Here is a 13,269-nt window from a genome sequence, read left to right as displayed (position 1 = left end):
TCAGACAAGAAGATAGCTGGCACGAACGATAGTTTGTGCAGCAGTTTCTGCGACCGTGACAATCGCCGGATAATGTCCGGCGGTTTTTACGGCAGTCTCATTGACAGGACCAGAAACGGTCAGGTCGGCAACAATTGTTCCGGTGCTGTTTTTCAAGGTTATCAAAAGTTTTTGCGGAACCGTTTCTTTTGGCAGGGCAAGGATCACTGCCTGAAGGTGATGGGTTATCTGAAACATCTGGGTTTTGTCCATCGTCCAGGATTTTCCGCAGTCAAAGAGCAGTTTTGATACGTCCTCAAGCGGCCGGTCACCCAGAGATCTTGTCAGATGAGTTGGTGTGCCGATTTTGAAGAGAAGACCGAAAACGACGACGAAGATGGCGCCTGATGTCAGGGGTGAATCAAAGAAAAGTCTGAGACTTTCCGGCAGGTCGGTGTAGAGGTAGGAGCACATCACTGAGGAGACGCCGATCATGATCGGCAGAATGACGACGAAAATCCTGCGGTTGTCAAGGACGCGTGAAGAGATGCTCTGTACTCCGCCCATCATGATGAAGGTGATCGCATAGATGACGACAGCTCCCATGATCGGTTCGGGCAGTACATGGAAAAACCAGCCGATCACCGGGAGAAATCCGCAGATGATGAGAAGAACGCCGAGGCCCAGACCGATCTGTTTTGATGCAACTCCGGTTCCGGGTATCAGGCCGGTGTTGGAGGCGGACGAGCCGATGCCAATTCCGCCGATCGCAGAGCAGAACATTGCACCGAATCCTTCGGAGAAAAGTCCGCGGCGAAGATTATTTTTATTGGTCTCGCCGGTGTACTCGTCAAGAAGCGAGATGTTTCCGGCAGACTTGAGCATGACGCAGAGCATGCCGATTGCAAACGGGATAACAAGACCGATGTCGAAGCTGTAGCTGACAATTCCGATCGGGTTTGGAATGGAGAAGAGAGAGAACGTTCCTGCCGCGGCAATGCTTGCGGGCGTCAGGACACCAAACGCGACGGATGAGATGAGGCCGATGATAATTCCGATCAGCACCGCATAAAATTTGAAAATTTTCTGCTTCTGCATGCCGAGAACTATCATGGACCCAAGTGTGATGATGCCGACCAGGGTCGAGGCAGGGTCGAGCGGCCCTTCTGCAGTGCTCCCGAAGAACAGCGGGAACGAAAACGGAATGATCGCAAGACCAAGCATGAACATGACGACGCCGACGACTTCGCCGGGAAAAAGGAGACGGAAGTATCGGGTAAGCCGGCTGAGAAGTATTTCAAGAAATCCGGCAACCATCATCATGCCGTAGAGAAGCGGCAGGCCGCCAGCAGTTGCGGCAAGAATTGAGGCAGGGAGATAGGAGGAGTTTGGAACCATCGGAAAAATATGGCCGCATCCGGTGTAGTGCATTGACTGGAGAACGGTTGCAATACCTGAGCCGATCAGAGTTGCACTGATCAGAAATGTGGAGAGGTCTTCACCGCCGCCGATTGCTTTGGTGATGATGACAGGATACGTCATGTAGACGGCAAGTACAAAAAAGTGCTGGAGAATGCTGAGAGCGAGAACGGACGGCGGAACTTTGTCGCTGACATTGTACACCGGACGATCCCCAAGCTCCATGATTAAAAGGAAATTGGGTTTCGGCAGTAATTATAGGTTATGGACAGGAATGATTTGCATGAGACGTTTGTCGTAGCTCCGCCCACGGAAAAATGGAGTACACGGAAATTTCACAGAAAAACATCACGGAGCAGACGAGAACATCACGGAATCCTAAAATTCTATTTCTGTGATGTTCACGTCTGCTCCGTGATATTTTTCTGTGTGCTCCGCCTTTCCGTGGGTGGCAGGACTTAATAGGCAACACCGTTGAGTGGCGGGTGAGGTTTTGCCTCCCCAGAACAAAACCTCACGTACTACTCAGCAGTAATCAATAAAAAAAATTTCGTGAAAAAATTCTTATCAAAAAATAAAAAATTATTTCTCTCGTTTGCACACAAACGAACACACAGGGCCGCCACATCTCCCGTCGCACGGATCAAGATGCACAATAACCGCAATGCGGGGAATCTCATTCTGAAGATCATGTTCGATCTCCTTGAGTACCGCATGCGCCTCTTTGAGAGGAGTTGCGTGCGGCATCATCAGATGAAACTCAACAAACCGTCCGGGCCCGGACCTGCGTGTCTTCAGACTGTGGAAGTTCGTGTACTCGTTTGCATACCGGCAGATGATCACCTCAATTCTCTCGATCTCCTCAGGCTCAAGACTCTGATCCATCAGATCCGCAAAACTTCTGCGGATCAGGAAGTACGCCTCACGAAGAATCAGCAGCGCAACAATGATCGCAATAACCGAATCAAGGAACACCAAGTGCGTCAGCTGAATCAGAACAAGTCCTGCAAGCACACCGACAGACGTCAGAACATCGGTTCGCAGATGCCATGCATCGCTCTCAAGAGCGATCGACTCGGTCTCCTTTGCAACCCGCATCAGTTTCTGCGACACAAAAAAGTTCATCACCGCAGAAATTCCCATCACAATCATACCAGCATACAGCAGTTCAAACGAGATCAGATCCTCTCCGTGAATCAGCTTCTGCACCGCTTCCCAGATGATGATGCCTGCCGCAAGAACAATTAAGAGAGCCTCAATCAGGCCCGACGCATCCTCGTACTTCCCGTGACCGAACGCATGATCTGCGTCTGGAGGCTCAGAAGATTTCCGCACCGAAAAGTAGGCAATGCATGAAGCAAGGAGATCCATTCCTGAATGAATGCCTTCAGAGATAATACTGACCGAGCCTATCGACATACCGGTCACAATCTTTGCAGCAGTCAGAAACAGATTGGAAAATACGGACAACCGGGCAGCATTCTGTTTTTTCCGGTTATTCTCCTCGGTGTCTATGATCACTATAGTAGAGAATATTTCACTGCCAATAATGATATAGTTTTTTCACCAAGCCTAAAAAGACTTGTGCCTACTCCCCATCTGGGAGCTTGTTACGCGTGCGGTCAAGCCAGCGGTCAGCCCAAGCGTACATCATCGGCCCGATGGTAGTAAGCAGGAACCCAGCGCCAGCAATGGCGACAAATCCACCTGCTACGATCTCAAGCGCAGTCCAATTCTCTAACATTCTTTTTCACCTCCTTTTTTGTGATCGGGCAGCGCTTACACAGCCCTACCCGTGTCTCAATCCGAATCACTCGGCGCAGCAATTCCAGTGTCAGCCCCAGCAGGCCACACTGCAGCAACAGCTCAAACGTGATCATCAGAATAACTCCGCGAACGACAACCTAAACCGGGGAATCGTCAACGCCGGATGACTGTAGTAATAATAACCACTACTACTATTTACCGAAGAATCGCGCGTCATTTTCAAAACAATGCTGCCAATCTTTACACCCACAGGAATCGTTAATGTCAACGTGCCTTCTGATGCAGAAGAATGATTGTTGGATACCGAAATTCCACCTCCTGACAACGAAACAGTACCTGCGCTAGTAATCCGATACGGAACCCTAACAACAACATTAGACGTGGAAAAAGCATCAACAGTAAACAACGTAAAGAATGTGCCTGAAGCTGAAACCATACCGGAAGTCTGAGGGGAACTATAGGCAGCAACTGACAATGCAGTCAAATCTGTTTTTACTACCAACGGAACGCCACAAAATTTCAATACTGTAACATCATCATGAGAATGTGTTTCTGGCTTAAACGTAGTCGGTTTACCCGTAATTGCCGACCAGTCCACCGCAGACGCCGCACCGGCAGTATATGCAACATACCCGTCCGGACTGTTCAACTTCGTTTCATCCACTACGAAATACATCGTTGATGTTGCCACAACCTTCACAGTGTCCCCTTCCTGAATTTCCGCCGTTGTCAGCGCAAATCGTGCGGTATCGTCCTGTACGATCACCAGCCGCTCAAGGCACCCGTGCGGAAGTCGTGCCAGCGGAACCGTACCGGAGGTAATCTGTGACGCATCCAGAGCCAGCAGATCACCGCCACCCTGCCCATGAGTCGCCGCGTGCAGAGTTGCCGGAAACGTATTTGGTTTGGACGTTACATCCTGCCAGGCAACAGCAAGACCAGACACATTATGTGTATGATTTTCCGCAGCTGCTCCTATGTCAGCAGGGGTAAGGGGGTCAGACCCCCCTTTCTTATGTTGCGAACCGTGCACCTTCGGAGCCGTGTTGTTCAGATCAACCGGATTCACGTAAGGATTGTTAATTACCGGCATCAGCAGACGACCCCCGGCGCATTTCCGTTACCGTTGAACCAGCGAGCCGGACACACCCAGAACATAGGACAACGGCAGCAACCCGACCCACACGGAAAACCCAGTTTACCGGTCGTAGAGTTGCCAAATGTATCATTCATTGCATTCATTTTTCACCTCATTTCAATGTACTTTTGTTCCCGACGCAGTCGAAGACCAGCCGGACATACTGCCAGACCGGTTGTTATATGACGCACTTCCGGAACTGCCAGAGGAACTACTGCCTCCGGAGCCTGTCGTTGTCTTGCCCCCTGCTGCTGTTGGCACTGCCCCGCCACCGGAACCGGAACCACCAGAAGCGGATTTAGGGATATACTGATTAAAGAACGCCGAAGCAGCACTTCCGGAGCCGGAACCGCTCGAACCACTCGAACCGGTAGAACCAGCAGACGAACCCGAAGATTTCGCCGCCTGTGCAGCCTGTTGAGCAGCCAGAGCCGCCGCCTGTTGAGCAGCCAGAGCCGCCGCCTGTTGTGCTGCCAGTGCAGCCGCCGCCGCTTTTGCTTCCTGTTGTTTTGCCGCAGTAACCGCATTCGTTTGTATCGCTGCGGTAACCTGCGTCTGACTCTGCGCCGAAACCGTCGATCTCTGCGTAAGTCCTGTCTGAGGAGACCACGAAAGCCCCATGCTTGCCGCCTGATTAACCTTCGAGGAATCTTTCATATACGGACTGTCAAACCATTTCGCGATTGATGTAGCAACCGCAAAAGGTGCCTGTTCCTGCGAAACGCCCGCGATAGCACCGCCCAGAAGGCCAGAAGCCGCAAGAGCATTGCTGTCCGGAGTTCCCGGGAGACCTTCTCCCTTCTCCTGTAAGAAGTAAATCGTCTTTCCCAGACCGAGAACCGGATTCAGGTCAGACCCCAGCGAAACCACGTTTCCGGCCGCATTCGTAACCTGTGTTTTTTCCGTATTCAGATAATTCTGATACTTCACGCCCAGATCATAGTTCACCGTCTCATTTCCGTAGTTCGACAGGCTCAAAACATTTGCCACACTGCTTGACTTTGCCCCGTATGACTCGGCAAACGTTGAAAGAGCCGACCCGCTACTTGTATCAAAACTTCCGCCAGCGGTTGCAGAACCACCCGGAAGCTGCGGCACGTTTGGCAGTACCGGCAGCTCAGGGTTCAGCGACCCGTCACCGGATCCACCAGCCAGCGATTCAGAATAACCGCCTCCGGAATTGTTTGCATTCGCCGTGTTTTTACCCCTCAAGAAAGCATAAAAACCAATCGCCACAATTCCCAGACCCGCAACCAGACCCAGCCAACCAGAAGATTTAGTCCTGTTTGCCGTTTCTGCATTCGGATTGTCAAAGTAATTCACATCCGTCATTTTGTTTTCACCGCCTTGATCACAATCAGACCACCGGCCAGAATCAGCCCAGCCGGAACAAGAACGCTCGGCCAGTTCACCGAATCAAACCAGTTTTTCACTCCGGCAAGCGGATCAAAACCGGCAATAGATTTCTGCAAATTGTCCAGCGAGTTCTGTAACCCATAATCAAACAGGGTTGTTCCCGGAACATACCCGTCTCCAGAAAAAGAAGTAGTGGGGTCGGGTGTAGATACACCCTCATACAAATCCGGACGGTTTTCTCTCAGCTGAGCCATGACTGCATCAAATTCAGCCTGAGAGACATTTACCACCTCGCCGTTTTTGTAAATGTATGGCATGGATCATACCCCCGTTTTCGCATCGTCATAGCAGTAGAGCACCGAAACAGGTACTGCTACCGTATCAGCTGCACAGAGCCGGATTTCTACATCCTGACCTGTTGAAAATCCCAGAAATTCAGCGGAACTATAGATCAGCTGTTGCTCCGGCTGAAGGGTGAACACGCCTTCACAACCACGAACAACCTTTCCCGCCTTACCGTGTACGGTAATCGTCGCAGAAACAAGAGATGCAGTGTTAAACACCAGAACGGTAACCGGCTTTTTGTCAGCCGGAAGCGTCAGGCTTGCCGTAACTTCTTTGTACGCCATTTTTTGCACCTCGGAAAAAGGAGATGCGGCCTATGCCGCAAATGCCTCAACAACTCTGAAACGGTACTGAACACCCTTCACGAACGGGAAGGTGTACTTTGGCCGTGCCGTGTTTGCTGCGTAGTTCTGTCCAACTTCAAAGATTCTGCCGGTCGGATTGCCATCTGCAATCACTTCAAACGCACCCTTTTCACCGGCTGCCGTAGTTGCAATGAGATCGGTCATAATCGTGTCCGCCCCAAAAATCACGGAATCCGGAGAAGATGCGGTCGGAATTGCAGATTTGTCTACCGGAAGGTAGGTACCAACTGCAGCGGAAGAAGCAACGTGCATACGCACAGCTTTACCGTCAGCAGACTGGAAAATAATTTTGTGTGGTCCTGTCATTTTTTTTCACCTCAATTTTACGCGGAATACAGCGCCGCGACGCTCATGTTCGTTGTGTTCTTCGTCTGTGCGGTTCCGAGCGGGATTTTCACGCCGGTGTACTGGCTGATAAGCTCACCAATGATCACACCGCCGCAGAAGTTGCGGACTTTCCGCCCGATGCTGCCACCGATTGGCATAGCCGCACCAAGCAGCCAGAGCTGACCCGGTACCATGCGGTCAATGTCAGAAAGACCGACTGCAGCACCAGCGGCAACCGTCAGGTCGGGATAGACCTTGAACTGAGAGTTACCAAAGCCCTGAGAGGCGCGTTTGTTTGCGTTCCATGCAGCACGACCACCACGCCGAGCGTAGCCGCCGAATTTGCGCCCATAGGTGCGGGCACCGGAATAAGCACGACCGCCATAACTGCGTGCCTTGGACTTGAAATTGTTCCATCTTGCCATGTTTTTACCTCAAAATTGATTTCAGTAAGCGGAATTTCTCGCCGAGCGTCAGGTTACCCAGATACTCGCCAATCATCCGCTTAACTTGTGGATGCTCCAGTATCCCCTCCAGAGACGATACCGGGAAAGGGAGCCGCCGGAGCGGTCACCCCCTGCTGTGCAGCTTGTCCCTGTTTCTGCTGCAAGAGCGGCAGGATCATTGGAAGATACTGCATCAGGTTGCCCAGACCGCCCTCATCAGGCGGTGTCTGGGACTGATTGAAGACACCCGCTTCTAACTGAGCATTGACATATTCCCTGCCTGCGGCCACTCTGGCGCGGTTGGTTTTCTCCTCCTCTACTGCGATAATGCGGGTGTTCTTATCGGCCTCAAGCTTGCGCTGATGTCCGAGGTACAGGGAAGTAACCCCAAGACCAGAAACAACGATACAAGCCATTAAGACACAAATCAGGACTGTAAATTCATCCATGAAAAGAGTGGGATGTTTAAGTATTATAGAGAATTTTTCACCGGTTTTCACAGTCCGTTTTCAGAAAGGAAGTTCCTTAGACTTTCTTTCGATAAACGAACGATGACTTCGGGTATTTGACCGCCAAATCTTGCATATTGAACGCCGTTCTGCGTTGCATCGATTTCTTTGGCGTCAAATTTCATAATTTGGGTGAGTTGCCGTGATGCTCCCCAGAGCCGGAAGGCTCCGCCGCCCGTGCTTTTTGGGGCAAATGTGCCGCTTGCAGTCCAATAAGGAATTTTCCAAGACCATTGGCTTTTGTCGTAAAAACTCCAAAGAACGGCAAGGAATACGAAATGCGGGACAGTTACGTTCGATAAATCAATACTCTTCTTGACATATTCCAAGATGTATGCGCGGACATGATGAATTTCTTGATGCTTCCGCGGAAGTGAAATGTTCAGACCGTGCTCATAAGATCCGATTTTGTATTTGTCGCTCCAAAGCCGCCGCAGACGCTCTACATCATCATCGGTCAGATTACCAAACAGAGCCACATGAATATGAGGATATCCCGATTTATGCGGCTCGTAAACGTAAATATATTCAATTTGCATCCCTTTTTCCTGCCTCATTTTCCGCAGCACATGCGCCAGATTTCGCCAGCCTTCCCGCAAAACGTCAAACGCTTCCCTGATAGTCTTATTTTTGCTTGATGTAGTCAAACTAAGCAAGTAAACCGGCGTTTTGTGCTCTTTATACCATTCTTCCAGTCGCGAAAATTTCCAGAGCAAACCCTTCAGATACGATTCAGTAAAGCGATGAACATACTCAAGTTCCATCGTTACAGGCTTACAGCTAAATGTGTCATATCCATCAATATTTAGCGTTTTTCCCTCCATTTCATCAAGATATCTCGCAAAGAAGTAACAGACTTTTTGGTACTCCTTAAACCTCCGTGATCGTCGGATTTTCGGCATGAAATCTGATTCAAAGCTCAATCTCAAAAACTCCTGTTTTGTGAGTTGGTGCGCTTTGCTCTAAGTAAGCCAAGGGGAGGGCTTCCGCCCTCCCTTTCATCGGCGCCACGCCGATGAACAACAGCTGCCCGGCATCTGTTGCGGCTTCGCTTGCGCTCGCCGTGTTTCCGTGTCGCGGCCTTCGCCGCTCCCGCTCCGCAGGATAACCAAGGGTATGGGAGGGAGAGAGTAGGGGCATGCCTTACAACCACTGCCTCACGTCTGCGCAGCTTGTTGCTGCTCTTTCTGCTGGCTGCTCCGGTCGTGCGGAAGTGTAGCCGCATCCGGTCATCCTCTGAGCTTTGAGCATCTGCCGTTTGCAGTAGTCAGCGCCCGGCTTCCACCACAAACAGCCTTTGCAGTCTTTAGTCATGAAAAACACCTTCAAAAAAAGATTTTAGACCTTGCAGGTTTTGCCCTGCATGCGGTGACTCGGATAACAATGCGGTTCTCGCGGACAAGTCCGGCAGCTGGGCAGCCATAGGGCACGCCAGCGTGCCACATCCTCCTTGTCACATGTTTCCTGAAATTCGCGGCAGCCGGGACACTGTCGGTCTTGATCGGAGATGTAACTCTCGTCTCGGCCCGCATCATACCATAGGTCTGACATGCTTGTCTCCTCCAAGAGGACGGATCATCCAGCGGGAAGTGCCAAAGCGGGACGCAGCGACACGCCCAAGATAGGCTATGTTGCTGCTCTGAGATACCCGCTGGTATTTGCGTGTGCAAGAGTTATAAACAAATAACGCAAACATCTATCCGTCCTCAAGCGTGATTACGCCGACCCCTGCAGTTCTGCAAGCAGTTTTGCAAGTTCTACGTCTTTCCTGCTTTTGAGTTCTGCGGCTACTTCCGAGTTGTTGAAGGCTCGTCGGATGTAGTCCGCCTGTAATGCAGTCAGTTTTAACACCTTGTCGCCAGAGACAAGTTTTACGGAATCGTTCCATTTAATGAGTTTTCCAGTCACTTCGTCGGTCGTTTCACCGGCTTTAATGAATCTGATACCAACGCCGAGTTGGTCAGAGATCAGACTAATGCCGCGTTCCCTATCAACGATGGTCGGAGCGGGTGAGAGAGTTGTAGACGATGCAGAGCCAGCCGGTGAGCCGGTTTTTGTTTCAGTTACAGATGATGTAGACATTTGAGTTTCCTTCTTTTACTTCGGGTTTTTCAGAAGTTGATACGTTTTTTGGAGAAAGGAGGCCTAAAGCACACAGCGCAGACAACGCAGCAATACTTAGTCCGCAGCCGACGGCGACGACTCCAAGAGGAACGTCTTTCTGTGCGTCGGGTTCTGGCGGTGTGGGGGATGTGGAGGTTTTTTCATGCAGTTGTTTCAAGAGATTTTCCTGAAACCCAAGCAATGCACTTAAACGGGCATTTTCAGATTCAAGATGCTCCAATCTTGCCTCAATCGAAGCAAATTTTGTTTTACAGTTCATTTTTCACATTCCTTCTAAGATGATAACTTTTCCTTGGTCGACGTTCGACATGACCCGATCAATCAAGAGCGGGTACCGGTCTTTCCACCGGTCAATGTCTGAGCGGTAAACCACTCGGACGTTGTTTACATTGTTTATCATGTAAGTATAAGTAATTATGCACACGTAATATATATTATTTTTGAAAGTCCACTTACCTGAAATGATTGACAAAGCAACAAAAACCGAGACCGTATCCTTCCGAATTGACGGCGAACTTTTAAAAAAGCTTGACACGATCTGCAACACTGAAAACAAAAAAGTATCATCCGTAGCCTATGACGCCTGCATGATCTACGCGGAGCTCTACCCCTTCATGCACGCGCTAAAATCACAAAAACTCTACAACAAACTTGCCCTAAATGAGGAGGTAATAAAAGAAGAGATTTTCACTGCAATAAAAAAACTCATCTAATTCTTTTTTTCAATTAATCCCAAAACCACCTATACTCAAAATCATATTTAACACCTTTACCACCCTCTAATTTAAATGTAATTTCTTGCAAATATCCCGGATTTAAATAATCAATGTGGTATGTCGAGGAATCCAAAATAACGTCCCTTCCTTCCAAGTACATATAACAATAAACATCAATATTTCGGGCAGTAACATGACTCGGATTGTATATATTAACCTTATACACATAACAAGTCATAGAATCACCCACCGGATAATCCCAGTAATCAATCTCAGCTAATTCAAGATCGGCAACACGAGATACAGTAGGAACTGGTGTCGGTTCAGGCGTTTGATACACATAAACTATTTTCTCAATTACTTCTGATTGTTGCTGTGGATACACACAACCTGCTGCTGACATCATGCAAATACAAAGAAGAAGTAATGCCACAAACACCTTTTTCATGCAAATATGTATCACACATAAACTAAAAAAGTTATTTCTCTGTGTCTAACAAACGAACAAGAGAATTAAGCGTGTCCTTAATGACCTTATTGTCCGCTTTTATCTGGTAATTTTCTTCCATCAATCCCACAAGCAGCTTATCATGAGATGCCAGCTGCTGCTGTGTCTCGCTCTTCAGATCTGCATACTCCTGTGGTGCAAGAATCGTAAGATATGGCTCCACCTTCGCATAAGCTTCGCGGAGCTGCTCACGAGTATAGCGACGATAAGATGAATCACCTGCTTCAAAGTGGCCAATGAGTGCATTGGCAAGATTTGATGAAATGTGAATTTTCATTGTGGAATCCGTCCACTTTCGAATAGAATGAAGAGTAATTCTACCTCGTCTCGTCACCATATCACGTTCATACAAACCGGCTTTTTGCATAACTAAGGTAAACTTAACACCAATCGAAGAGTACGAATACGGAAATACACAGGACGAAATAACCGAAGAATGCCCCAAACATTTTTTCGTTTTTAGCAAGGCACGTGTAGCAAAAACATCCCGAACCTTTAACCACTCATTCACCGCTTGCACAGCTTCCACAGAGATAAAATAAACGTGTGGTTTTTGCCCCTTCATCTGAGAAGCACGCATATGAATTTCATTCCCATGCATCTGTGAAATATCAAAGGAAAGCACCTCTCCAATGCGCATTCCAGAACTCGCCAGAACTAAAATAATCGCCCTCATCATAACATCCGACTGAGCAAGGACAGATCTAAGCCGTTCGGTTGTCAGGTAATCCTCATCATGAACTGTAACCGAACGAGGAAGTCTACCAGACAAAATAGAGTCCTGTGCAGCAGAAAACGCAATATCATTCATCTTCAAATAATGAATTAAAAACCCAATTCGTAATGAAATTGTTTTTGGAGATAACGAATAAATCGAATCGAAATAAGAATTCGCATCCGCAAATATTTGATCAATAGAGCTATTTTCCAAATACTGCAACGAATAAGTATCAAGGTCTTTCGTCAGCAACTGCTGTTTTGAAACATGTCTGAAAAATTGAGTGAGTGATCCACGAACTACAGACTTTGTATTCTTAGTTCGTTTCGTATTCACATAGTCAGTAACGGAGAGTTTAGTCATTAACTACATCCTTATTGGCAATACCGTAGTAGAGATTATAGGTTACCGTCACGTAAATAAGTTAAGCGGCCTGGATGAGAATATGATCACCAAAGAAGTACTGATTACCCGCATCTCCACTCAGATTGAAACTGAAGAGGAGTACGGCACAACACTTGAGAAGGGAAAACGCAGACTCGCAAGAACAAAATACTGGGTGCCGCTGCCCGCAGCCCTTCTCATCATCTGGGGTTTCATCAGTGCAGCGAACGGTATTCCGCCGATTGATATTCTGATGCTCTGGGTTGTTGGGAGTTTTTTCATCTACATGTTCTACTTCTTTTTGATGATGATCCCTTCCCTTGGATCGGACTCAACGAGTAGTCTGTTCGACGGCAGCAGTTCAATACAGATTAAGGAGTTTCTGCGGCTGGCGAATCTTCTGCGGACGGTCAAAAAGAACAAGGTTACGTTTCTTGAAATATTCTGGAACGCATTTCTGATCAATGCCAAGCCGCTTGCCAAGGGATTTGCCGTAATTTATCTGACCGATCTCATCTGTGCAGGAGTTCTCTACTTCTATGGTGTAATAGACTTACATCTGCTGCTGCTGATCATTGTGCAGATAGTAGTGATACTGCTCTTTTATGGAAAAATTGTGATGGCAGAACCTGACACCCCGGGATTTTTCATCGGCAGATCATTTTCTTCCGAGAAGGCTGAGGGGGGTGAGGTGGCAAAGCTGAAGATCTGGCTCTACATCAGTGGGTTTGCTATGTTTACCGGACTGCTGATTGTAGGGGCAATGATGTTTCCGGGACTGACGCTTGGTCAGTATCTTGCAGAGATAACGATTCTTCCAACTGAGTTCCCCATAATTCTCATCCTTGTGCTGATCACGCAGGGAGTGATCATCAGATATTTCCAAGGGATTGAGAGCAGAAAACTGATGGCCGAACTCAACAGCCGTCATCTTGCGGTGCTCAAGGATGATCTGCTTGTGCGGGTCAAAGCAGCAGAACCGGATCAGCTGGATGAGCTGCAGCGGGAGTTTCTGCTGCTCAGGATGAACAAGCTGATGGTGCAGGAGTTTTTCAAGAGATTTCCTGCATACGCACTGGTGCCGAACTTTTTGCTGATCGGTGATCCTACGGCACGCGAAGTGCTGAACACGACGGGGGACACAAAACGGATCAGGGAGCTACTCTGA

At 48.6% G+C, this 13,269-nt stretch carries 18 protein-coding genes; 2 read left to right on the top strand and 16 right to left on the bottom strand.

Annotation, left to right across the window (positions count from 1 at the left end; translation table 11 throughout):
* The 14 genes from McpAg1_RS00780 to McpAg1_RS00715 all read right to left on the bottom strand — a co-directional run bounded on the left by McpAg1_RS00780 (window position 1) and on the right by McpAg1_RS00715 (window position 10,175).
* Window positions 1-1,623, bottom strand: a complete 1,623-nt coding sequence (locus McpAg1_RS00780) for a uracil-xanthine permease family protein (RefSeq protein WP_338093374.1) — start codon at window positions 1,621-1,623, stop codon at window positions 1-3.
* A 357-nt stretch (window positions 1,624-1,980) separates the two neighbouring features.
* Entirely contained in the window at window positions 1,981-2,919 is a 939-nt protein-coding gene (locus tag McpAg1_RS00775) for a cation diffusion facilitator family transporter (protein WP_338093373.1), read from the bottom strand.
* Between the two features lie 358 nt (window positions 2,920-3,277).
* The gene (locus McpAg1_RS00770) at window positions 3,278-4,258 is read right to left on the bottom strand and encodes a hypothetical protein (RefSeq protein ID WP_338093372.1); all 981 of its coding nucleotides are present in this window, start codon (window positions 4,256-4,258) and stop codon (window positions 3,278-3,280) included.
* A 162-nt stretch (window positions 4,259-4,420) separates the two neighbouring features.
* Window positions 4,421-5,635: a hypothetical protein gene (locus tag McpAg1_RS00765; RefSeq protein WP_338093371.1), complete on the bottom strand. Its 1,215-nt coding sequence runs from the start codon at window positions 5,633-5,635 to the stop codon at window positions 4,421-4,423.
* The gene (locus McpAg1_RS00760) at window positions 5,632-5,976 is read right to left on the bottom strand and encodes a hypothetical protein (RefSeq protein WP_338093370.1); all 345 of its coding nucleotides are present in this window, start codon (window positions 5,974-5,976) and stop codon (window positions 5,632-5,634) included. Before McpAg1_RS00760 ends, McpAg1_RS00765 begins: the two co-directional genes overlap by 4 nt.
* 3 nt (window positions 5,977-5,979) lie before the next feature.
* Complete coding sequence (locus tag McpAg1_RS00755) at window positions 5,980-6,288, bottom strand: hypothetical protein (RefSeq protein ID WP_338093369.1); 309 nt, start codon at window positions 6,286-6,288, stop codon at window positions 5,980-5,982.
* 30 nt (window positions 6,289-6,318) lie between these two features.
* Window positions 6,319-6,675 (bottom strand): hypothetical protein, encoded by a 357-nt coding sequence (locus tag McpAg1_RS00750; RefSeq protein WP_338093368.1) that lies wholly within the window; start codon window positions 6,673-6,675, stop codon window positions 6,319-6,321.
* Window positions 6,676-6,692: 17 nt separating this feature from the next.
* On the bottom strand, window positions 6,693-7,121 hold the full coding sequence (locus McpAg1_RS00745) for a hypothetical protein (RefSeq protein ID WP_338093367.1): 429 nt from the start codon (window positions 7,119-7,121) through the stop codon (window positions 6,693-6,695).
* Window positions 7,122-7,201: 80 nt separating this feature from the next.
* Window positions 7,202-7,558 (bottom strand): hypothetical protein, encoded by a 357-nt coding sequence (locus McpAg1_RS00740; protein WP_338093366.1) that lies wholly within the window; start codon window positions 7,556-7,558, stop codon window positions 7,202-7,204.
* An 80-nt stretch (window positions 7,559-7,638) separates the two neighbouring features.
* Complete coding sequence (locus McpAg1_RS00735) at window positions 7,639-8,475, bottom strand: rolling circle replication-associated protein (protein WP_338093365.1); 837 nt, start codon at window positions 8,473-8,475, stop codon at window positions 7,639-7,641.
* Window positions 8,476-8,794: 319 nt separating this feature from the next.
* Entirely contained in the window at window positions 8,795-8,965 is a 171-nt protein-coding gene (locus McpAg1_RS00730) for a hypothetical protein (protein ID WP_338093364.1), read from the bottom strand.
* A gap of 402 nt (window positions 8,966-9,367) precedes the next feature.
* Window positions 9,368-9,733 (bottom strand): hypothetical protein, encoded by a 366-nt coding sequence (locus McpAg1_RS00725; RefSeq protein WP_338093363.1) that lies wholly within the window; start codon window positions 9,731-9,733, stop codon window positions 9,368-9,370.
* Complete coding sequence (locus McpAg1_RS00720; protein ID WP_338093362.1) at window positions 9,711-10,034, bottom strand: hypothetical protein; 324 nt, start codon at window positions 10,032-10,034, stop codon at window positions 9,711-9,713. Before McpAg1_RS00720 ends, McpAg1_RS00725 begins: the two co-directional genes overlap by 23 nt.
* A 3-nt stretch (window positions 10,035-10,037) precedes the next feature.
* On the bottom strand, window positions 10,038-10,175 hold the full coding sequence (locus tag McpAg1_RS00715) for a hypothetical protein (RefSeq protein ID WP_338093361.1): 138 nt from the start codon (window positions 10,173-10,175) through the stop codon (window positions 10,038-10,040).
* Window positions 10,176-10,236: 61 nt separating this feature from the next.
* Between McpAg1_RS00715 and McpAg1_RS00710 the strand changes: the two genes are divergently transcribed.
* Complete coding sequence (locus McpAg1_RS00710; RefSeq protein WP_338093360.1) at window positions 10,237-10,488, top strand: hypothetical protein; 252 nt, start codon at window positions 10,237-10,239, stop codon at window positions 10,486-10,488.
* Window positions 10,489-10,501: 13 nt separating this feature from the next.
* Here McpAg1_RS00710 and McpAg1_RS00705 read toward each other — a convergent pair whose 3' ends face one another.
* A complete protein-coding gene (locus tag McpAg1_RS00705; RefSeq protein ID WP_338093359.1) occupies window positions 10,502-10,939 on the bottom strand; it encodes a hypothetical protein in 438 nt (145 codons plus the stop codon).
* Between the two features lie 31 nt (window positions 10,940-10,970).
* Entirely contained in the window at window positions 10,971-12,080 is a 1,110-nt protein-coding gene (locus McpAg1_RS00700) for a tyrosine-type recombinase/integrase (RefSeq protein WP_338093358.1), read from the bottom strand.
* Window positions 12,081-12,162: 82 nt separating this feature from the next.
* Between McpAg1_RS00700 and McpAg1_RS00695 the strand changes: the two genes are divergently transcribed.
* Window positions 12,163-13,269 (top strand): hypothetical protein, encoded by a 1,107-nt coding sequence (locus McpAg1_RS00695; RefSeq protein WP_338093357.1) that lies wholly within the window; start codon window positions 12,163-12,165, stop codon window positions 13,267-13,269.

Source organism: Methanorbis furvi (assembly GCF_032714615.1).
GTDB lineage: Archaea > Halobacteriota > Methanomicrobia > Methanomicrobiales > Methanocorpusculaceae > Methanocorpusculum > Methanocorpusculum furvi.
The sequence above is the reverse complement of the archived record's forward strand: the minus strand, read 5'-3'. Positions and strand labels throughout refer to the sequence as shown.